This window comes from Paenibacillus sp. NPDC056933, assembly GCF_042674385.1.
GTDB lineage: Bacteria > Bacillota > Bacilli > Paenibacillales > Paenibacillaceae > Paenibacillus.
Genome location: NZ_JBHUQN010000003.1, coordinates 306276 through 325933, shown reverse-complemented (window position 1 = coordinate 325933; position 19658 = coordinate 306276). Strand labels below are relative to the sequence as shown.

Sequence of the window (19658 nt, the reverse complement as noted above, 5' to 3'; positions counted from 1 at the left end):
ATGACACAATAACGTCACTTGGGTTCGTCAAACGCTGTAATCCTTGATTATCCGCCTTTTAAGATCTTCTAGGTTCATTAGCGCATATTTTATGATTTTCCACTAATCAAAACGTATATACATACACTTTGGTACGCAACGTATCCCGGCACGTGATGGTCCGTAGCGGTATCTTGTCTGGCAATGCAAAACAAACGCTAATTACCTTTGCTCCTGGAGGCAGTTCCCGGCTGAATTTGTCCATGAGCCGATTCATTGCGCCGGGGAACAAATAACAGATGACGCAATCTGCGTGTTCATAAGAACTGGTATAGATGTTGCCACGGATGAACCGCAGCCGCCCCTCCAGAGAATGGCGTTTTCTCTTCGCCCGCCGGAAGTGGATACTTAGAAAAGCTGTCAGTTGGGAGGCCCACAAGGGAACGATTGAATTTTCAATCCCCGTAAGCCGTTTGCCAGGGCAATGCCTGACCACGTCCAGTGCCAGCGTTCCCCACCCGGAGCCCGCTTCAATGACGTCACCGTAACCGGGAATGCGATTGACCTCCTGAATAACTGTCTGCCTGACAAGGCTGGAAGTCGGCATCGGTGAGATTCCATTTTTCCAACTGACCAGCACGATGGATATCACGGATATAAGTGTCACCACAGCAATCAGCCATGGTATAAATTGAATTATCAACATAACCTCAACCCTTTGGATTTAATTAAGAGGCAGCATTTGCACCTTCATCATAACAAAAGGAACTTCCCCAGGTCCAAAAAAGACCTAGCAGAAGCTCCCTTTTTCTTATTCTAATTTGGCTTTTATCTCATTCCATCCTGCTGCTCATTCCACGCATTCAATCCGGCACATGGGACTTCATGTATACCCCTTTTTTGTACACGGACTTGATTGTAAAATGAACCCCCAGCTTGCGATTCGTCCGGTAAATCAGCGAGTTAATCTCGTCAATGCCTACAGACTCACTCTCCAGCATGCTTCGCTCCGGCCACACTTGGCCAACAATCTGCTCCCGAGTCACAAAGTGATCCAACTGGCTGTACAGCAGTTTGAACAGCTGGTACTCCTTCTTGGACAGCGGAATTTCCACTTCGCCAATCTGCACGGTTTGCAGGTGATCCTGCAAACGCACACCCTCACCCAGCAGATCGGATATGCGATACTCTCTCGTTTCTTCGAGATCCCCCTCTGTGCGAAGCTGGATCAGACCGTTGACCAGTGTCAGTCGGTCTCCCTCGGCGAAGGGGTATTTCTCATAGGGAACAAGGCGCTGCCCGTTTAATTCCGTTCCATTTTTGCTATCCAGATCCTCAATCCACAGCTGATGCTGCTCATCATAATGGATGCGGCAATGCCGCTTCGATATCAACTGATTGTAGACAGACAAGTCCAATTCATCTCCACCCGTATAACGCCCCACTGTAATGGAGCGCCCCTGGCTGACATAAGCGAACGAACCGTCACTTTCCTGCCCTGGCGTACGAATGACGATTTTTGCCGTCTCCCGCATGTTATTCTCCCACCTTCAAATATCACTCTATCTCTATGAGCGTTCCGTTCATAAATAATGATAAATTCATCAGATTTGTTCCATTGTTTGCATTCATAATAATTTATATAGTGTATACAGGCATCGTTATATGCTTATCTCTACTATACCAGACGTTGTGCTTTTTTTCTCATAACGGTCGTATACATGCCTTAGCCCAATCAACAAGAGAGGTACCTCACTATGAACAAAAAAAACATTTTCATATATGTGCTGCTCGCCTTCACCCTGTCCATTACATTAACCGTGTTATCTCGTATGAACGATGATGGCGGAGAATCACTGAAAGGCACAACCACAACTGAAACGTCGTGGTTGCAACTAAACACCCATCCTTAATTCTACTCTATTATAACGCGATCACCGCGAAAAACGTTTCATGAATGTCATCTTATGCTGGGTCAGGCCATGCTGCATTAGGATCACATCCTAATCCGTTCATCAGAATAAGGCCCCTGGATGCTGTGAAGCAGCGCTCAAGAGCCTCATTTTAATGCAGTTTTATGATATGGATACAGATAAGTTCACCCGATAATGACTACTTTCAAAAGTGATGCTACTGCGGAATTACATGCCATCAACGCCGCTTGTTTCTAATGCGTAACTTCCTCCACCCAAACACAATGAGAGCTACAGGACCAGCAATCCATAACAACTGCCATAACATGATACTCAAGTCAAATCCCATGTTCTATTCCTCCTCACATGAGTGTGAATGCTGCGTCAACTATCCTAAAATTGGTTCTTTTCATCCTCCAGCAGACCCGATTCATTAGGCCGTTCGGTCTCTTTGGCCTGTATTTCCTCCATCCGGCTCGACACCTTCTGATACAGATAGGAAATCCCGAGCAGCAGTATGCCAAAGCTGAAATACGCAATGATTTTGCTGCCGGATGTGAGCAATCCTACATCATAGAGCACCATTTTCCCGGTGGAAAACAACGTCAGGCCCAGACCGAGTCGCCGAATCATCACATATTTTCTACGGAACCCATAGGCAATGTACAAGATGGCAAGAAGCAGATAGATCAGGCTGAAAATCAGCCCAATATCTCCCCATTGGAACTGAATCGTCAGGAATACAGTGATCACACCCAGCAGATAGACCCCGGCGATAACCGGGTACCACTCAATGCTCTTGAACTGCCTGCGGATTGCCGCGATCAGCAGATCCCTTCCTGCAAAGAACACGCCCACGTTAAAGATAATCAATACAAGCAATCCTACAACTTCCGCCGCCGTATGCTGCTGAACACCCGGCTGAAGTGCTGGCATGGTTAACGTTACTGCCAGTGCAATACAACAACCCACCGCATGCAGGAAGACGATATAAACCTGCACGATCCGATCACGCAGCAGCTTCACTTTGCCCAATCCATAAGCCAAGGCAAGGGTCAGCGCAGCGAACATCAGCCATTTGTAGAACAGGTATAACAGGAACGAGGCATCGACGGCTTTTATATACAATTCATTCGACTCATACAACACGTATAACCACAGATTGGCTAGTGTGACGTACTTGAATGCATTCAGAAAACTGAGTTCTGTCAGGCTATAGCGGTATTTCTCCTGGGACAAAGAGCCATTGCGATCCAGGGCGTAATAGAGTGTAATGAGCAGTGCGCCCAGCGTGATGCAGGAGTATTTGAGCATGAAATAGGATTGCTCCCCCATGATAAACAGAACCAGCACATCATAGTACACAAAGGTGAACATGCACAACAGCACGATTCCCCATCCGGCACGCTCCACCCATTTGAACCGCTTCAGATGACCAAGCGTAACCAGCAGAACCCCTTCGATCAGCCATCCCATGGACAGCCATTTTGCACCAAATTGGAACGGTATAATCAGTATGGCAAAGGTCAGGGAAGTCACGTAGAACAATAGAAGGGTCTGTTTTTCCTGAGGCATCCTCTGTTGGACAAACCGGGCAAGCCCGAAATAGACCATAGCGAAAATCAGAGCAAGCAAGCCCTGTGCGTCATTCCAGCCCGCTGCATCGAACAATACATACAACATCAGACAGCTGATACTCGTATTCATTGCCAACAGTGCAAAGTCCCACCAGTTTAATTTCACCCGATGTTTGAAGGGATAAGCCAGTGTAATGCCGAGATATAATGCAAATGTCACAATGGAATACACCATGCCGATCTGCTCACTTGGTGAGAGCCATAACAGGATGAGCATGGACGGTGTGTTGAACAGAAAACTGATATAATGCACAATCGGCCACCGTTTGCTAAATGAAATCCATACAATAATTCCGTTTAAGAGCAACAGATAGATCATGGCAACATACACAGCCGAACCTTGAAGGCCGAAATAGGCCATGTAGGAGATTAACGGTAAATACCCTCCAACCAAGCCAAGGGAGCAGATCGTCCGGGATTGGTACCTTAACGATAACAGCACGGATAACGCCGAAACCAGCACCGACAAGGCAAGTCCCATATATAACCCGATAATATGCAGTAAAAAGTAGCTGTAGAAGATGGAGCCAAACAGGACGGAAATGCCGCCGCCCAGCAGCCCCATCGCGAACGTCTGCCGTCTGCGCCGGAACAGCCATTCACCTCCGGTAAGCATGAGCACGCCAAGCAGGAAAAAAGCGCCGCCTTTCATCTCATCGTTGAACCAGGTAGCGTATGAATAGCGAAACGCCGCTCCAACCCCGAGAATAATGAGCAGAATGGCGACCCTGTTGATCCAGCTTAGGCCAATCTTCATCTCCATCCGGTTCTGGCGAATGCGCCGCTGAATGGTTTCTTCGCTTAAGCCTTCTTCCGCCATATGCTCGTATCCTTGCTGCATCTGCCCACGCAGCGCCTCTTCTCTCTCCCACAGGGTCTGTCTGTGCGCCTCAATCCGTTCCTGCACCTCAGCAGCCAGATCATCAATTCTCTCCTTAATCTCGGTGGCGTCGCTCTGAAGCTCCTCTGAAGCCCTGTTGAATATGGCATTCAAATTCACTTTGGCACGATGTTCATGCGCCGCGAGCCGATCATTATGTAAACTCGTCTTTCCCCGAAAATACGTCTCCATCTTCTCCTGGGATACACGAATGAGATTTAATTTCTCATCCAGCATCTGTTCGGACAGAGCCATCCGAAGACGGGCATTCTCTTCCTCCATCTTGCGAGTGCGTGCTTCAAGTTGTTGCAGCTTGAGTTGATGCGCTTCATATTGCGTTCGCAGCTGTTCGTTCTGCACGATCAGGTCATCGGATTGATACTCCTGGAGCAGCGCATTATATTCCTTTAGCAGCTGTTTCTGCTGCTCCTGAACCTGGTGAAGCCGATCCTTGAACTCTTTCATGAGCTTCCTCCGTTGGTTGATGTTGATTTTGTTTCCTATATTTTACTATATGTATGCTATAAAATGGGGTTTCAGGAATAGAATCATTTCAACCGTTCTCTGCGGATTGGAAGTCGTTACTGGATTTTTTCAAAAGTTTATATAAACAAAAAGCCCTGAAAGCATCAGCTTCCCGGACTCTCATTCATTGATATAGTCATTCTGCACACGTACACAACTTCCGGTCATCTTACTGAGCCTCGGATACTTGCTTACGCCGGATCTTTTGTATCCGCCGTCTCCGGTTCCATAATTTCGGTGGCATCCGGGTCCAGCCAATTGGTTAGCAGGGTCCGCACATATTGCAGATCACTCTCTGACAAATCATAGTACCATGTTCCACCGCGCGTTGCGCCTTCACCCTTCAGCATGTAATTGCTGATTGTTGGCGCGCTGTCTTTCATATATAGAGACTCGGCAAATTTCACGATGAAGTCCGAGTTCATGTTGGTTGTAAAATTCGATCCGGCAATCTGGATAACCTCCGGGATCTTGGTCAGATTTTTGACTTCAAGCGCACGATTCATGAAGGCACTCAGAAAAAGACGATGCCGCATCGTCCGATTGAAATCGGAGTCTTCACGGTAACGCACATAGCCCAGCGCTTCTTCACCGCTATAGATCGGTTTGTTCGCTTCCACAAACAACTTCTCATGCGCTTTCATCTTGTTCTCAATATTCTTTTTGATCGGCAACTCAACACCGCCAACCGCATCAACAATATCCTTGAGTCCGTTAAAATTAATTGCGGCATAGAAATCGACTTTGTTTTGCAACAGATGCTCCACGGTATCCATCGCCATCTTGGCTTCACCATGCGCATAGGCTGAATTAATCTTCGATTTCACATCCCGGCCGACAATTTCGGTATAGGAGTCACGTGGAATCGAGAGCAGCAACACTTTATTCTCTTCCGGACGCACAACCGAATAGATCATGGTATCCGAACGACTAGGCTCGTTATCCCGTTGGTCAATACCAAGCAACAACAGCGAGAATGGATCGGTGTGTTCTACAACGGGTGCATCTTTATCACCAACCGGCTTAAAGGATTCATCGAGCGTTTCCTTTACGGTATCCGAAGCAAACAGGTTAAATGCAAACACGACGAGTTGCTTTTGATAGATAAATCCGAGTCCCCCCAGCACAATTAAAGTACTCAGGATGATAATCAAAGGTTTCTTCCATCTTTTCTTTGGTTTCTTCGGCTTCCGTCTAGTTAAATGTGCGGCACTGTTTTCCATCGTATCTCCTTTAATAACGGTCTTAGAATCATTTAACTATATTAATAACACGTTTTCAATAGATTACGTTATAATCTGCTATACAAGAACTGACACAGAAGGAGTGATGAACGATGGAATATCGACGTTTGGGGAATAGCGGTCTACGTGTTTCCGCACTTGGACTCGGCACCAATGCCTTTGGCAAACGCGCGGATGAAGCGGCTTCCACCCGCATTATTCATGCAGCACTGGATCAGGGAATCAACTTTATCGATACCGCCAACATCTACGCCGGAACGGAATCAGAGCGGATTATCGGACAGGCCCTTACAGGTCGACGGGAAAACGCTGTGCTTGCTACCAAAGCCGGACTCCCCCGACATGACAGTCCCCATGGGCGCGGTTCCTCACGCTATCATTTGCAGCAAGAGCTTGAACATAGCCTGCGGCGCCTGCAAACGGACTATGTGGATCTGTATCAGATCCATACCTTTGATCCGCACACACCGCTGGATGAGACGCTGCGCACATTGGACGATATGGTCACTTCAGGCAAAGTCCGCTATATCGGGGCTTCCAACTATGCAGCCTGGGAGCTGATGAAAGCTCTTGGCACCAGCGAGCTGAAAAGATATGTACGTTATATCTCGACCCAAACCAGCTACTCTCTGGCTGATCGCACGCCTGAGCTTGAACTCATACCGATGTGCCTTGATCAGGGCGTCGGCATCATTCCGTATTTCCCGCTGGCCGGTGGCATTCTAACCGGAAAGTACAATGGTGAAGCAGGCATACCTTCCGGTTCCAGGGCAGTTACCGATCCCGCCTTCAACCGATTCCTGCTTGAGCGTAACATTAATTTAGGTGAACAAGTGAGCCAGAAAGCAGCCGAATTCGGATGCTCCCCGAGTGTACTTTCACTCGCCTGGCTGCTGGCAAGACCTGCCGTTTCAACCGTAATTGTGGGCGCTACCCGTCCCGAACAGCTGGAGCATAATCTCGCCAGCCTGGACATGAAGCTGACCAAGGACATGATCGCCGAGCTGGATCAGCTCAGCAATTCATTCCGTCATGGTGAGCCATTTGCCACGTACCGCTTAGATTAAAACAAACCAACCTCCCTGCGAATAAATTCGAGGGAGGTTAGTTTGTTAGTTTGTTTGTTTATGTTGGACATGCTGAATGTCGTATTCGTATTCGCATATTATAATTAGTCCCACTTCCACTACAATCTGTAGTTTAATCGGATATAGGAAAAAATCGCTATGAACTAACGATCTGATTTATGTTTGATAAATGTCTGCATGATCTCCATGTATTCATCCTTCCGATCACTGACAAGGTCGAAAAATGCATTGTCTGCTGCCTCAGCCAATTCGATCCCCTCAATTGCCAATCGCGTTCCTTCCGGCGTGGTTGTAATAATGTTGGCACGAGTATCGGTCAGATGACGATTACGGACAATCAGTCCTCTTTTTTCAAGAGTTCGGAGCACCTGGGAAGTCACGTTAACATCAACGTTGGCGAATTGGGCAAGTTGAACTTGGGTTACGCCTTTCCCCTCTTGATCGTGTTCATTCAGCCATACACAGGCATGTAATAACACAAACTGGGGTTGCGTCAATCCGAGAGGCTCCAGCACCCTGCGCATTTCCTTTTGCCACATCGTTGTAACCTGCCATAACAGGTACCCTGGACTGTCTTGTGCGTTTTTATATCGTGAAATTTTCATCTTATACCTCCATCGTTGATACCTTGAGCTTAATCTTATAACGTTTGTTGAAGCGAATCCGTTTCAACGTTGTACATTCTATAGGGAATAATTAGCGCGAAGGAATAAATTGTTTCACCCATTGTCCAAATCCCTGCGGATTACGACTCTGGATCAGGACAATCCCCTCACCCCGGAATCGGCATACCAGTCCTTCACCGCTGGTCACGCTGGATAACCACCCTTGTGAAGCCTTCTCAATGCGATAATCCATATAATTGGGCCATGCCACCAAGTGGGCATTATCCACGATCACTTCTTCACCCGCAGCCAGTTGGATAGCATGGATTGCACCGTATGATGACAAGAACACGGTTCCTCGCCCGCTGATCTCTATAATAAAGAAACCCTCTCCCGAGAAGAGGCCTTTCTTCAGGTTTTGCATTTTGGTATTCACCTGAATACCTTCGGTTCCGGCCAGAAATCCATCTTTCTGTACATAGAGCGAATAAGAGCCATCCAGTTCAATCGCCTCCACATCCCCCATGCTTGATGGTGAGAGTAGAATTTCCGCAGGTCCCCCTGCAGCCGTCAATTCCTGAAAGAAAAATTTCTCGCCACTGAGCATTCGTCCGATTCCGCCGAACATGCCGCCCTCAGCAGATCCCTTCAAATCAACGGTTGGCGTCATGGATACCATTGCCCCGCTCTCTGCCTTGAACCGTTCTCCCCGCTGCAAGTGAACCTTGAGCATCGCAAATGCACCATCGTATAAAATTTCATAGTTCATGGCTTCATCAGCTCCTTGTTGTCAGAGTTAAAATCGTTTAATCCATTATCCTCCAACACCGTGGATTTGTCTCCGTACTCCTTGATAATATGCTGATCTCCCCAATTACAAAGTGCATTTAGAATCGGTTCCAAACTTCGGCCATAGTCGCTCAGCTCATACTCCACTTTGGGAGGAACCTGATTATATACGATTCGGTTCACAATCCCGTCATCTTCAAGCTCTCTAAGCTGTTGAGTCAACATTTTCTGTGTAATTGCGGGCATAATACGCTTGAGATCACTGGTCCTTTTTTTCCCATGTGTCAGATGACACAAAATGACGCATTTCCACTTGCCGCCAATGACTTCAAGCGTCGCTTCAACCGAAATATTATATTTCTTTCTGATCATGCCGATGGTCCTCCCTGGTATTCTTATTTCATAAAAGCAATGGCTATATAGGCACCAAAAAGTACGTAGGGTACTAAAAAGTACGTACTATTCATTTTATATTGAATAATTCATAATAGCATTTGCCGGTACGTAAATCTACATTCTGGGGAGTTGAGCAATAAATGATTCAAAATTCAAAACGCAGTACATGGGCACTGCTGGCGCTGGCAATCAGTGCATTTGCCATCGGCACCACTGAATTTATCAGTGTCGGACTGCTGCCCCTCATTGCAGATGACCTGGGCATTTCCGTAACGACAGCGGGACTGACCGTTACTTTATATGCATTAGGCGTAACCTTCGGGGCACCGATTCTGACCTCAATGACGTCAACGGTGTCACGCAAGACGCTGCTGCTTGCGATCATGGTTGTTTTTATCGCTGGTAACACCATGGCGGCACTCTCGAGCGGAATTACCATGCTGCTCATTGCGCGAATCGTCTCCGCTCTGGCACACGGGGTATTCATGTCCATTGGTTCTACTATTGCGGCAGACCTGGTCCCTTCAAACCGACGGGCGAGCGCCATTGCCATCATGTTCTCCGGCTTAACTATTGCGACAGTAACGGGAGTACCTCTGGGAACACTCATCGGTCAAAACTGGGGCTGGCGAGCAGCGTTCATTCTGATCGTTGTCGTAGGAGTGGTTGCCTTCATCGGCAACATGGTTCTCGTCCCGTCAACCTTGCAACGCGGGACGCGGACTGCTTTCCGCGAACAGCTGAAGCTGGTAACGGGCGGGCGGCTGCTGTTGGCTTTTGCCATTACCGCTGTAGGATATGGGGGTACGTTCGTCGTGTTCACTTACCTGTCTCCACTATTGCATGATATCAGCGGTTACTCCGAGAAAACGGTCGCGGGAATACTGCTGCTGTACGGAATCGCCATTGCCATCGGCAATATTATCGGAGGAAAAGCGGCCAACCGTAATCCGCTACGAGCGCTCTTCTATATGTTTATCATTCAGACCGTCATTCTGGGCATACTGTATTTCACCGTTCCATTCAAGCTGGCAGCATTAATCACCATTCTCGGCATGGGTCTGCTTGCCTTCATGAATGTACCCGGACTTCAGATGTATGTCGTGACGCTCGCAGAACGTTATGCACCGCAGGCCAAAGACGTGGCATCCGCCTTCAACATCGCGGCCTTTAATGCAGGAATCGCCATAGGCGCATATTTGGGTGGGGTAATTACCGACTCCATCGGTCTGATTCATACCACATGGGTTGGTGCAATTATGGTCCTGGTTGCCGTTCTTCTGACAGGTTGGGCAAGAGTGCTTGATCGCAGAGATCCCTCTTCTCCATCAGAGACAGTGTCAGATCCAGTCAGAACCGCAGGCTAACATGCATTTCCCTGTGATGAAGCATCATACGGAACCGGTTTCGCCCAATATTGTATTCTAATATAATACGTTGATTCTAATTTTATCCATAGTGATCTATAGTGATCTAATTGAAGAATTTCTCTGGGCTAAACTGAAAAGAAATATAATTATAATGATACAAAATTTGAGGAGGATTTCACATGACAGCACAACATTTACAATCCACTGTAACGTTAAATAATGGCATTTCAATGCCTTGGTTCGGACTTGGCGTATTTAAGGTAGAAGAAGGAGCTGAACTCATCGAGGCCGTTAAACAAGCGATTGCTCACGGTTACCGCAGTATTGATACAGCCGCTATATACGGCAACGAATCCGGTGTGGGTCAAGCAATTGCCGAGGCTTTGAAGGAAAATAATCTGAAGCGTGAAGATCTGTTCATTACCTCCAAAGTATGGAACGCAGATCTTGGATATGAAGAGACACTTGCGGCCTATGAGACAACGCTGAACAAACTTGGGTTGGAATACCTGGACCTGTATCTGATTCACTGGCCAAAAGCAGACAAATACAAAGCCGCATGGAAAGCGATGGAGCAGCTGTACAAAGCAGGCCGCATTAAAGCCATTGGCGTCAGTAACTTCCAGATTCACCACCTTGAAGACCTGATGCAGGATGCCGAAGTGAAGCCGGTGATCAATCAGGTGGAGTACCACCCTCGTCTGACCCAGGTCGAACTCAAAGCATTCTGTGAGAACAATGGAATTCAATTGGAAGCTTGGTCCCCGCTGATGCAGGGTCAACTTCTGGACAACCCGGTCCTGACCGAGATTGCCAATGCGAAAGGTAAATCTGTAGCACAAGTTATCCTTCGCTGGGACTTGCAGAACGGAGTCATCACCATTCCGAAATCTACTAAGGAAAAACGTATTGTCGAGAACTCTTCCATCTTCGACTTTGAACTGTCCAGTGATGAGATGGAGCGTATTAGCGCTCTGAACGAAGATGTTCGCGTTGGACCTGACCCGGACAACTTTGATTTCTGATTTGAAAAATATGTCTAGGGTCTCATCTCGTTTTTCCTCATGATTGTTAAAATTAAAGGGCGAATTAACTTGTAAAAGTTTCTCGCCCATAGCCGATTGTTTATTCAATCGGCTTTTTTTATTTGTGCTTCTTCTCTATTAAACGGATTAAGAAAAAGACGTTCCCGGATAATATAAAAACATGCTAATTAATTTTATATTGCGTAACGTAACGCTATATGATATTATATGTTTACAAGATCTTCTCTTAACTGATTGCAGGGGGCATTCAGAAGAAGAGAACCCCCCATCTTGATAAATCATAATCATGAAGGAGCGATTTATTATGGCAATGGGAGATCCACTTCCGAATTTACCTGGTCTGACAGAATTCGATAACCTTGATACAACTGACTTGCTGGCACGACTCATTTACTCTGAGGCATCTACACAGTCCAAAACCGGTAAAGCTGGTGTAGCATGGGTAGTGAGTAACCGTGTTGACAAAAACTTGAGCGAATTTGGTGGAAATACGTACAAGGGTGTCATCCTTAAAACAAATGCTTTTGAAGGAATGACGAGTAGTAATGCCCGCCAACCCAATACATCGAGTACAGCTTGGAGTGATTCGGTTGAACAAGCACTTGCCTCTTCACGTCTTTCTAACCCTATTGGAACGTGCTTATGGTTTGTAACCAACACCTACTTTGCTTCTAAAGTAATTAAATCCGGGACTACAGAGTATTGGAACTTTGGTGCAGGCAACAAAAAAATTGTAGAGAAGAAAGTACTTGGAGACCACACGTTTTACAGAGTTGAAGGCTATTAATACTCAGAATAAAAGAAGGAAGCTCATAATGAGCTTCCTTCTTTTGTAATCTCTATTTTAGACGGTTCTAATTTTCCATTAACAAATGCAAATCTGACTATCGCATCTCCTAAATAATTACCTGTTGAAATCTGAATTGGTAACTCCGCAATAAGTTGATTATCCTTTATTCCAAATCTCAATATATTCTGAACCGTCGGTTGTTCAAACCAATCGTTTGAATCGCTCTCACTGAATTCAAATAAGTGCTCCTGACCATCCACGGAAAGTGTATACTTCCGAATGCCCTTATCTGTTTTTAGATCAACTTTAATATTACTTAGAACGAATTTTCTTGGATCCGAAACTGATATTTCTGTAAAATCTGATTTAAGCACATGCACTTCTGAATCATGTACTCCAGTCCCTGTGCCTTTGGTCAAAACAATGACAATTTCATCTTTCCCATCTGCATTTAAATCAACGACCGATATTTGCGGATAAAAGGAGGGGTTCGTTACATTGATCCAATTGAATGTTTTCGTTTCTCCATTTATTACGACATCTAATGACGAAAACATGTCTTTTTGTGCTTTATCTTGAACACCATAAATAGCAATTTTCTTGTCTGAAGTCTCGGATAATAGTGTATTAGGAGTCGATGTAGCTGGCGTTGTAGCATTTTCTTTGGACGCGTTTTTATCTATCTTTGCTGGACTTGATGACTGATTATTCATCCCACATCCAGATAACAAAATAGCTCCTACCACTGTGACAATAATAATTTTTTTCAAATATATATCCTCCATTTCAAGTTTTTTTTAGTATACACATTCTTTAAATCCAATAAGTTTAAAAAATGTATTTTATTTTTTAAAAAAAGTAACATTTCAACTCCAGAATATTACTATAGTCCCCTTTCGAGAAAACTACGCTGAAGAAACTAAATATATTCCCTCAACGACTCCTGTATATGGGATTGCTTATTTTGAGCAAAAGGTTAGAATATAGGCTTGGTTTAAACCAAGCCATGGTTACAACTTGTTAAACGAAAAAGGGTACTCCCAATAATCAGGAACACCCAATGTACTTTTACTTATGCTTATGATTAAATCCCTAGCCATGCCCATTATAGCCAATGTTATTGACATAGATACGACAATCGCAACACAACAGAGAACCATACAGTGTAACGCTACCAATGCACCTCACTTGAAATTTTTTTAGTTTTCCCTTCGCTTTGAGATTCGCTAAACAAGTGCAGCAGCAAATGCTTTAAGTGTTGGCTATTGGGCAAAGTATGGGGGTCCCTGCAACCTCTTATTGCACTAGCAGTTCGTATGCCGTTAATAGCATAAGTACACGACGCCTATGGGCTACAGCAGGATATAATGGAATGGATACAACCATTATAAGCTCAAATAACACTTGCTTGAACACTTTACACTATATCCAAAAGACTGATCCGAATGTATATGGGTTGTCGAATTTATACTAAGCCCTTTAAAGTATTCAAATAGTAGAATAAAAAGAAACTCTTCCGCCTTTAAGCGGAAGAGTTTCTTTTTATTCAGCAATTAACTGCTTATTACTCAAGTCTAATTTGTAAATTACGTCTTTCGTATCTTCAACAGACGTCCCAGCACCCACAGGTGGATGAACAACTAAATCATCATTTTCAATATTTAGTGTTGGTTCAGTCTCAGAATAAAGAAGTGTCTTAGATGTTTGGTCCCCTTTAACAATCTCTAGTGGGAATGCCTCACCACTTTGTTTGTCGATCGCGAATACATACCCTTCCAAGCCATGCCTGTTTGATATTGTGGGGTGAGAACATAAACTTCAGCATTTTTAAAGCTAACTTTTTCAAAAGTTAGTTTTTGATCAGACGGCTGGACAAATAAATATGCCGGCAGCTCGAGTAAAACTTTATCCTGGCCATTGTACTCGATACGTTTAAGTGTCCTCGTTCTTCTTTACCACTGGAAACCATAAGGAGTGTTCCCTTATCCGTTGTTTGTTCTGCACGAATCGATTGTTCCTCATTAACTGAATCAATCGTAATAGAATCGGTGAGATAAGTTTTAGGGAATACACTAGCTATATCACCCGAAGGATTTTGTTCTGGACTAGATGAATTGTTAGAATTTTGAGTGCCTTCTTGGTTTTCAGTATTGACAGGGGTAGCCGGTCCAGCATCTTGCTGATTATTGCAGGCAACAAGCAAACTAAATAATAAAGCCGACGACGCTAACAGCAAAGCATGTTTCTTAATCGTAATCTCCCGCTTTCATATATAGATTTCTCCTCAAATTATACATAGGCATTTATCCGACCTTCCCTGCTTCAGCTCACAGGTCCCTGGCACGATGATGTAGCGAAGCGGACAAGATGCTGCCATGCCTTCCTGATTGGACCGCTATGCCTTTGACCTTGGCTCCGTTCAGGTTTTACACAATGTTGGCACGTTGGCCATGATAATAACGTTCGGATTTTAAACAAAAACGGCCGCTCCGCAAACACTTATCGAAGCCGATCCAAAAGACAAGGTGAAGTTAACTGGCTTCCCGGTTAGAGCTGCTGAATCCCCAACAGTTCTTGCCCATATGTACCATATAATGACGGAATATCTTTTATGGCTGGTTCCTGCCCTGGCAAACTTCAACAACTTTAATCAGGTGTATCTTCCATTCACACATTTACCTTTGAGATAAAAAATTAAAAAAAATTGGATATTTTCACAACAAATATGCGAATGTTATCGTCTATAAAGACGAAACTATAATGCTTGAAATCTGTGTCAAAGATCAAAGCAAATACGAAAGAGGGGTGGTTTTTAATGAAAAAAAAAGTAGCAGCATTAATCTTATTAGGAGTGGTTACGGGATGTAGCACGCCGTCTTCAGATGCTCCTTCAGCAACGAATAGTACTACCAGTGCAACGGAGCAACCTGCTGCCAATGTAGTAGCACCTGAAACAAAGCAGTTTCAGTTGAAGTATACAACGTCTTTAACTGCCGAGCCACTAACCAAAATCAATGCAGTAGAGCAATCTAAACAATTGAAGAGTCAAGCAGTTGATGAATCCACGGTTTTAACTTATAAAAAGAATGATAATGTAGAGAAAATTTATGCTGCACTTCAATCCAAAGACGGAACTTATGATATGGGACAGATCGGGTATGAAGGGGCCAGCGACTTTTCGACAAGTACAGTTGATGTTTTGGGTCAATCTTACGTTAAAGTGACCGGCTCTGTTGGAGCTAATGCCCCAATTTCTAATTATATGTCGCTTAGCACTTCCCCCCCAACGGTGCTGCATATAGAAGCACATACTGTGGAGGCTGATGTTGATCAGGACGGGATTAAGGAGATCGTTGCTACCGTGGGTACAGCAGCGGAAACATCGATCTATAAAATGGAGAATGATTCCCTGGTAAGCGTAAATCTTAATGAAGTCATGAATGCCGCTGTCGTGATGTATGACCAGGAAACCAACATCTTCAAAGCAGAAGTGGTCAAAGGCGAGGTTTCACAATGGAAGATTGAAGATAACCAGTTAGTGCTCATTCCTTAGAAGCCTTCGGGCTTTTTTTTGTGATTTTATATTACGTAACGGTACGCTACATTTTATTATAAATCAGAAAGAGAGTTTGGAATGAGAAGGAAGGGACCCCTCTTATTCTAAATGTCCCATCTCTTTCATCCTAAAATGAAATGAGGGATTTTCTCATGGCTAATACTGCTACTATTAATTTAATTACTGGTGACGTATATGGTTTGTACGTTAATGGAAAATATATTGTTGGTGACACGTTTTCTCGTGTAGATGCCGTTAAGCAGCGTTTGAATTACATTTTTGCCGATCCTAACCGGGATCTTGACTTTATTACTCCATCATATGAGAACGGACAATATGTCATTAGTTGTCCACGTGTACGCCGAAATGTAGGCCTGGTCACTTATCTGTACGACACAAACGGTAGTGACGGTTGGAAACAACATCCGTCTAAACTCTATGAACCGACCCACTGGAGCAACACAGGATCAAGCACCACACAAACGGCAATCATGACGGCATCCGGCCCTGTGCCGTGGCACAATGCCCTATTGACCGCGAACCAAATTCGTGCGGCAGTTAATCCGAACTTTGCCAGCGCAGCCGGTCACAACCCACTTAGAGCGCTCGTCGCTCCGACAAATACAAGCGCTTCTGTGCAGAGTGTCATTTCTTCCAGTGCACGCTGCGATTTTTACGGCCACCCGTGCCAAGGTACTCCGGCTGGCACAACCTCTCCATCATGCTCAGGCTACAGCGACCTGAGCGCGTATCAGAATATTTCAAACGTCACTGCGGGTAACGGAGAAGTGCTTCACCCTGTCGATTTAACGTGTGCCATGACATCGACCAACAATTGGGGCAGCACATACCGTAATAAGTATATTAGAGTCACAAACCTTTCCAACAACTAATCTATCGTTGTTCGGGTAACCGATACTGCACCTGCTAATCGTGGTGTAGAATTGACATATCGCGCATGGGTAGGCATTGGTAAACCTTCTGGAGCAAACAGTGTAAAAATTGAACTCATGAGCTAATCATTGATAACCAAAAAAGGCATGACTCAATTAACAAAGAGTCATGCCTTTTTAGCGTTTCACAGGATAACGGATCTCACTACTTTTCAATAGCCCCGTATTACCTCACTATTTTGTAATAAGTGTTCTTCTTCAGATCCAGCTTCTTCATAAATTCTACAGCCGACAGCTCATTATTCTTCCAGAGCTTATAGTTTGCATCCAGGATGCCCCTTTACCCTTTTTTATTAAACAACAAGATGGAAGTAAGCAAAGACCACTAATTCAGGAATGGATTGAAAAGGTACGCCACTTAAAAATCGTACTTGATCCGGACCAAGAAGATACAACAGGGGTTTTGTTCCATCTCACTATTTTTGAACAGGAGAAAGAAGTGTCATATATGATGCCTACCGATATGAATCATCAGCGGATGGAGCCGCAATCGGAATTAGCAGACCGGATGACAGAGCTTTACGATGCTATAAAATAAGATAGCGCCTGCAGATGCAGGTCCTACCTTATTTCCATTAAATTTAAAAAAAGGATTTTTTGTTTGAATTTAAGTACATTTTATTCTGCGTTCCCTTCACTTTTTCACCCCGCTTCATTTCCACATAAATCAATTCTTATATAGAACGAGAATAAATGAAAAAAGTTACTATTCCACAATTATAACGTAGCGTATTACTACGCATCATGGTATGATATAAAAAATACCTTTTTCAAAAAAAAGGAATCTATAGTAAATGAAGTTACCACACTTCCCTCAAAATACATTATTTGATAAAAATAACAACGAAGAGTCAATATTGTAACCTGAAAAATCGAAACATACGGCTCCATTCAGACGTAAAAAATATACTCCTGTGGAAATTACACCCTTAACACGCGAACGTACGTTTGGTATAATGGACAGACCAAGTACAGAAACGGTTATTCAATTAAAAGGGGGTCTCTTGTCTTATGTTAGTATATGAAAATCAATTTCCTGAAAACTGCTCCATTTTGTTGCCAGTGGATGTAAAGCAACATATTATGGGGATCGTGGATGCTAGTCCGACATCTCAATTCTATTGTCATGTAACAACAGAAATACCTAATGCCTATGTTTATCTGATTGAACACAACCCATGGGAAATGTATACCATTTATCATTTTTTTTCATGTGATCAAATTGGAGAAGACTATTCCTATCAAAGTCTTTCCTCAAGTCAAATCAATATGATAAATCAATTTGTCCTAAAGGCTAATATTACTTAGCCTTTTTTTCCCTTGTCACACGTTCATACTCTTCTTCAATTGTTTTAGATAATAGCTCCGTTGCTGTCATATTCAGTTTTTTTGCAGTCGTAGCTAACTGTTTTTTAATGTACACAGGTACGTCATAATGGAATTTAACTTTATTTCCGTATGCCATTATTTATTCCCCCATAATTTCTTGGTATTTATTTTCAATAATACGAATTAATAATTGTGTAGCTGATATTTCTTGTAATGCAGCTGCTTCAATTAGCTTCTCCTTAATTTCAGGCTGGAACTCATAAGGTAATTTTAACTTTGGTTCAACCATACGACCATCTAATGACTTTTCAGCATCTAAGGCAAGTTTCACTAAAGTATCTAAGGGCGAATCATTAGATGCTTCTCTTCCGTACTTGGGCAATACGCGTATTAAATACTGCTTTAGGGCCTTCTGATTTTCCTCCGGTATTTCTATACCTAAATTCTCACCATCTATCTTAAAGTCACAGTCCACCATAAACCCAAATAAATTGATACTATACTTCATATTTACCCTCCTTTTCAGCTACGGCTATTGTATAGCGGTTCAAATCATTTCCATTTAGATTTGAACCAATGCCTAACAAATCTGAAAAAATTGTATTGCCTTTAGTCTTATAATTCGCTATTAAACTATGTGTAGCAAGAACTACCAGATGAGATTGAGACAAGCCAGTATTATTAGCAATATTCAGTAGCTCTTCTCTAGCTTTTTCCGGAAGATAAACTGTGAGCCTAGAAGGCTTTTCTTTTGATTTCATTAATATCCCCCTATCTTTATCTATTTTATTATAGCATATAATATATGTTATTGTAACATACATCTTAAAAACCATAAAAAATACAGAAATTCCTTTATGTCTATGTTTATCTAAACGAAGGCAACAGATCAGAAAACTATTTTGTTTTTCATGTATTTTCGTATGACCATATTGGTCAAAATTATTCTTACTAAGGTTTTTTTGGCAAATCCATAGAATGCACGAATTGGTTATACAGGCTAATCTCACTTAGCCTTTTTTTCACTTATCATACGTTCATATTCTTCTTCAATGGTTTTAGATAACAGTTCAGTTGCTGTCATATTCAGCTTTTTTGCGGTCGTAGCAAGTTGCTTTTTTATATACACAGGTACGTCATAATGGAATTTAACTTTATTTCCGTATGCCATTATTTATTCCCCCATAATTTCTTGGTATTTATTTTCAATGATACGAATCAATAATTGAGTCGCTGATATCTCTTGTAACGCGGCTGCCTCAATTAGCTTTTCTTTAATTTCAGGCTGAAACTCATAGGGCAATTTTAATTTAGGTTCTACCATACGTCCGTCTAATGTCTTTTCAGCATCCAGGGCAAGTCTTACTAAAGAATCTAAGGACGAATCATTAGAAGCTTCTCTTCCATACTTAGGTAATACGCGTATTAAGTAATTTTTCAATGCCTTTTGATTTTCCACCGGTACTTCTACGCCAAAATGCTCACCAGTGATTTTAATATCACAGTCGACCATAAATCCAAATAAGTTGATACTGTACTTCATATTTACCCTCCTTTT

Annotated in this window: 22 protein-coding genes; 8 read left to right on the top strand and 14 right to left on the bottom strand. The window is 43.5% G+C overall.

Features of this window, described 5'->3' with window-relative positions; translation table 11 throughout:
- Positions 1–106: 106 nt before the first annotated feature.
- Together ACFTRD_RS21720 and ACFTRD_RS21715 are read right to left on the bottom strand one after the other, a co-directional pair.
- Positions 107–685, bottom strand: coding sequence for a class I SAM-dependent methyltransferase (locus tag ACFTRD_RS21720; RefSeq protein WP_379383655.1), 579 nt, complete (start codon positions 683–685; stop codon positions 107–109).
- A gap of 157 nt (positions 686–842) precedes the next feature.
- Entirely contained in the window at positions 843–1514 is a 672-nt protein-coding gene (locus ACFTRD_RS21715) for an FHA domain-containing protein (RefSeq protein ID WP_379383653.1), read from the bottom strand.
- Positions 1515–1736: 222 nt separating this feature from the next.
- On the opposite strand from ACFTRD_RS21715, the gene ACFTRD_RS21710 reads away from it, so the two are divergent.
- Positions 1737–1892, top strand: a complete 156-nt coding sequence (locus ACFTRD_RS21710; protein ID WP_192271799.1) for a hypothetical protein — start codon at positions 1737–1739, stop codon at positions 1890–1892.
- A gap of 393 nt (positions 1893–2285) precedes the next feature.
- Here ACFTRD_RS21710 and ACFTRD_RS21705 read toward each other — a convergent pair whose 3' ends face one another.
- Both ACFTRD_RS21705 and ACFTRD_RS21700 read right to left on the bottom strand, forming a co-directional pair.
- A complete protein-coding gene (locus ACFTRD_RS21705; protein ID WP_379383650.1) occupies positions 2286–4874 on the bottom strand; it encodes a DUF2339 domain-containing protein in 2589 nt (862 codons plus the stop codon).
- A gap of 251 nt (positions 4875–5125) precedes the next feature.
- A complete protein-coding gene (locus ACFTRD_RS21700) occupies positions 5126–6157 on the bottom strand; it encodes an LCP family protein (protein ID WP_379383649.1) in 1032 nt (343 codons plus the stop codon).
- 113 nt (positions 6158–6270) lie between these two features.
- On the opposite strand from ACFTRD_RS21700, the gene ACFTRD_RS21695 reads away from it, so the two are divergent.
- The gene (locus tag ACFTRD_RS21695) at positions 6271–7245 is read left to right on the top strand and encodes an aldo/keto reductase (protein WP_379383647.1); all 975 of its coding nucleotides are present in this window, start codon (positions 6271–6273) and stop codon (positions 7243–7245) included.
- A gap of 164 nt (positions 7246–7409) precedes the next feature.
- Here the strand turns inward: ACFTRD_RS21695 and ACFTRD_RS21690 are convergent, their stop codons facing one another.
- The 3 genes from ACFTRD_RS21690 to ACFTRD_RS21680 form a co-directional block, all read right to left on the bottom strand.
- On the bottom strand, positions 7410–7871 hold the full coding sequence (locus ACFTRD_RS21690; protein ID WP_379383645.1) for a MarR family winged helix-turn-helix transcriptional regulator: 462 nt from the start codon (positions 7869–7871) through the stop codon (positions 7410–7412).
- Between the two features lie 91 nt (positions 7872–7962).
- Positions 7963–8640, bottom strand: a complete 678-nt coding sequence (locus tag ACFTRD_RS21685) for a TIGR00266 family protein (RefSeq protein ID WP_379383643.1) — start codon at positions 8638–8640, stop codon at positions 7963–7965.
- Entirely contained in the window at positions 8637–9032 is a 396-nt protein-coding gene (locus ACFTRD_RS21680) for a winged helix-turn-helix transcriptional regulator (protein ID WP_379383641.1), read from the bottom strand. The genes ACFTRD_RS21685 and ACFTRD_RS21680 overlap by 4 nt, the downstream gene beginning before the upstream one ends.
- Positions 9033–9196: 164 nt before the next feature.
- Between ACFTRD_RS21680 and ACFTRD_RS21675 the strand changes: the two genes are divergently transcribed.
- The 3 genes from ACFTRD_RS21675 (at position 9197) to ACFTRD_RS21665 (ending at position 12259) form a co-directional block, all read left to right on the top strand.
- The gene (locus tag ACFTRD_RS21675; RefSeq protein WP_379383639.1) at positions 9197–10423 is read left to right on the top strand and encodes an MFS transporter; all 1227 of its coding nucleotides are present in this window, start codon (positions 9197–9199) and stop codon (positions 10421–10423) included.
- Positions 10424–10605: 182 nt separating this feature from the next.
- On the top strand, positions 10606–11451 hold the full coding sequence (locus tag ACFTRD_RS21670) for an aldo/keto reductase (protein WP_379383637.1): 846 nt from the start codon (positions 10606–10608) through the stop codon (positions 11449–11451).
- Between the two features lie 325 nt (positions 11452–11776).
- Positions 11777–12259 (top strand): cell wall hydrolase, encoded by a 483-nt coding sequence (locus tag ACFTRD_RS21665; protein WP_379383635.1) that lies wholly within the window; start codon positions 11777–11779, stop codon positions 12257–12259.
- Positions 12260–12282: 23 nt separating this feature from the next.
- Here ACFTRD_RS21665 and ACFTRD_RS21660 read toward each other — a convergent pair whose 3' ends face one another.
- Complete coding sequence (locus ACFTRD_RS21660; RefSeq protein ID WP_379383633.1) at positions 12283–13032, bottom strand: hypothetical protein; 750 nt, start codon at positions 13030–13032, stop codon at positions 12283–12285.
- Positions 13033–13804: 772 nt separating this feature from the next.
- Positions 13805–14041: a hypothetical protein gene (locus tag ACFTRD_RS21655; protein ID WP_379383631.1), complete on the bottom strand. Its 237-nt coding sequence runs from the start codon at positions 14039–14041 to the stop codon at positions 13805–13807.
- 1036 nt (positions 14042–15077) lie between these two features.
- On the opposite strand from ACFTRD_RS21655, the gene ACFTRD_RS21650 reads away from it, so the two are divergent.
- The 3 genes from ACFTRD_RS21650 (at position 15078) to ACFTRD_RS21640 (ending at position 18079) form a co-directional block, all read left to right on the top strand.
- Positions 15078–15815: a hypothetical protein gene (locus ACFTRD_RS21650; RefSeq protein WP_379383629.1), complete on the top strand. Its 738-nt coding sequence runs from the start codon at positions 15078–15080 to the stop codon at positions 15813–15815.
- Between the two features lie 155 nt (positions 15816–15970).
- The gene (locus ACFTRD_RS21645; protein WP_379383627.1) at positions 15971–16711 is read left to right on the top strand and encodes a hypothetical protein; all 741 of its coding nucleotides are present in this window, start codon (positions 15971–15973) and stop codon (positions 16709–16711) included.
- A 1071-nt stretch (positions 16712–17782) separates the two neighbouring features.
- Positions 17783–18079 carry a hypothetical protein gene (locus ACFTRD_RS21640; protein WP_379383625.1) on the top strand — a complete coding sequence of 99 codons (297 nt, stop codon included), beginning with the start codon at positions 17783–17785 and terminating at the stop codon, positions 18077–18079.
- Here the strand turns inward: ACFTRD_RS21640 and ACFTRD_RS21635 are convergent.
- The 5 genes from ACFTRD_RS21635 to ACFTRD_RS21615 all read right to left on the bottom strand — a co-directional run bounded on the left by ACFTRD_RS21635 (position 18072) and on the right by ACFTRD_RS21615 (position 19643).
- The gene (locus ACFTRD_RS21635; RefSeq protein WP_379383623.1) at positions 18072–18236 is read right to left on the bottom strand and encodes a hypothetical protein; all 165 of its coding nucleotides are present in this window, start codon (positions 18234–18236) and stop codon (positions 18072–18074) included. The two genes, ACFTRD_RS21640 and ACFTRD_RS21635, sit on opposite strands and share 8 nt — an antisense overlap.
- 3 nt (positions 18237–18239) lie before the next feature.
- The gene (locus tag ACFTRD_RS21630; RefSeq protein WP_379383621.1) at positions 18240–18608 is read right to left on the bottom strand and encodes a hypothetical protein; all 369 of its coding nucleotides are present in this window, start codon (positions 18606–18608) and stop codon (positions 18240–18242) included.
- The gene (locus ACFTRD_RS21625; RefSeq protein ID WP_379383619.1) at positions 18598–18861 is read right to left on the bottom strand and encodes a hypothetical protein; all 264 of its coding nucleotides are present in this window, start codon (positions 18859–18861) and stop codon (positions 18598–18600) included. Before ACFTRD_RS21625 ends, ACFTRD_RS21630 begins: the two co-directional genes overlap by 11 nt.
- A gap of 245 nt (positions 18862–19106) precedes the next feature.
- On the bottom strand, positions 19107–19271 hold the full coding sequence (locus ACFTRD_RS21620; RefSeq protein ID WP_379383617.1) for a hypothetical protein: 165 nt from the start codon (positions 19269–19271) through the stop codon (positions 19107–19109).
- Between the two features lie 3 nt (positions 19272–19274).
- On the bottom strand, positions 19275–19643 hold the full coding sequence (locus ACFTRD_RS21615) for a hypothetical protein (RefSeq protein WP_379383615.1): 369 nt from the start codon (positions 19641–19643) through the stop codon (positions 19275–19277).
- Positions 19644–19658 lie beyond the last annotated feature (15 nt).

Bases quoted from the DNA above. Each gene is read 5' to 3' on its own strand.
- ACFTRD_RS21695 (WP_379383647.1), top strand. From the start codon at position 6,271: ATGGAATATCGACGTTTGGGGAATAGCGGTCTACGTGTTTCCGCACTT.
- ACFTRD_RS21615 (WP_379383615.1), bottom strand. From the start codon at position 19,643: ATGAAGTACAGTATCAACTTATTTGGATTTATGGTCGACTGTGATATT.
- ACFTRD_RS21710 (WP_192271799.1), top strand. From the start codon at position 1,737: ATGAACAAAAAAAACATTTTCATATATGTGCTGCTCGCCTTCACCCTG.
- ACFTRD_RS21720 (WP_379383655.1), bottom strand. From the start codon at position 685: ATGTTGATAATTCAATTTATACCATGGCTGATTGCTGTGGTGACACTT.
- ACFTRD_RS21705 (WP_379383650.1), bottom strand. From the start codon at position 4,874: ATGAAAGAGTTCAAGGATCGGCTTCACCAGGTTCAGGAGCAGCAGAAA.
- ACFTRD_RS21675 (WP_379383639.1), top strand. From the start codon at position 9,197: ATGATTCAAAATTCAAAACGCAGTACATGGGCACTGCTGGCGCTGGCA.
- ACFTRD_RS21620 (WP_379383617.1), bottom strand. From the start codon at position 19,271: ATGGCATACGGAAATAAAGTTAAATTCCATTATGACGTACCTGTGTAT.
- ACFTRD_RS21630 (WP_379383621.1), bottom strand. From the start codon at position 18,608: ATGAAGTATAGTATCAATTTATTTGGGTTTATGGTGGACTGTGACTTT.
- ACFTRD_RS21650 (WP_379383629.1), top strand. From the start codon at position 15,078: ATGAAAAAAAAAGTAGCAGCATTAATCTTATTAGGAGTGGTTACGGGA.
- ACFTRD_RS21645 (WP_379383627.1), top strand. From the start codon at position 15,971: ATGGCTAATACTGCTACTATTAATTTAATTACTGGTGACGTATATGGT.
- ACFTRD_RS21715 (WP_379383653.1), bottom strand. From the start codon at position 1,514: ATGCGGGAGACGGCAAAAATCGTCATTCGTACGCCAGGGCAGGAAAGT.
- ACFTRD_RS21680 (WP_379383641.1), bottom strand. From the start codon at position 9,032: ATGATCAGAAAGAAATATAATATTTCGGTTGAAGCGACGCTTGAAGTC.
- ACFTRD_RS21690 (WP_379383645.1), bottom strand. From the start codon at position 7,871: ATGAAAATTTCACGATATAAAAACGCACAAGACAGTCCAGGGTACCTG.
- ACFTRD_RS21640 (WP_379383625.1), top strand. From the start codon at position 17,783: ATGTTAGTATATGAAAATCAATTTCCTGAAAACTGCTCCATTTTGTTG.
- ACFTRD_RS21700 (WP_379383649.1), bottom strand. From the start codon at position 6,157: ATGGAAAACAGTGCCGCACATTTAACTAGACGGAAGCCGAAGAAACCA.
- ACFTRD_RS21625 (WP_379383619.1), bottom strand. From the start codon at position 18,861: ATGAAATCAAAAGAAAAGCCTTCTAGGCTCACAGTTTATCTTCCGGAA.
- ACFTRD_RS21665 (WP_379383635.1), top strand. From the start codon at position 11,777: ATGGCAATGGGAGATCCACTTCCGAATTTACCTGGTCTGACAGAATTC.
- ACFTRD_RS21685 (WP_379383643.1), bottom strand. From the start codon at position 8,640: ATGAACTATGAAATTTTATACGATGGTGCATTTGCGATGCTCAAGGTT.
- ACFTRD_RS21670 (WP_379383637.1), top strand. From the start codon at position 10,606: ATGACAGCACAACATTTACAATCCACTGTAACGTTAAATAATGGCATT.
- ACFTRD_RS21635 (WP_379383623.1), bottom strand. From the start codon at position 18,236: ATGGCATACGGAAATAAAGTTAAATTCCATTATGACGTACCTGTGTAC.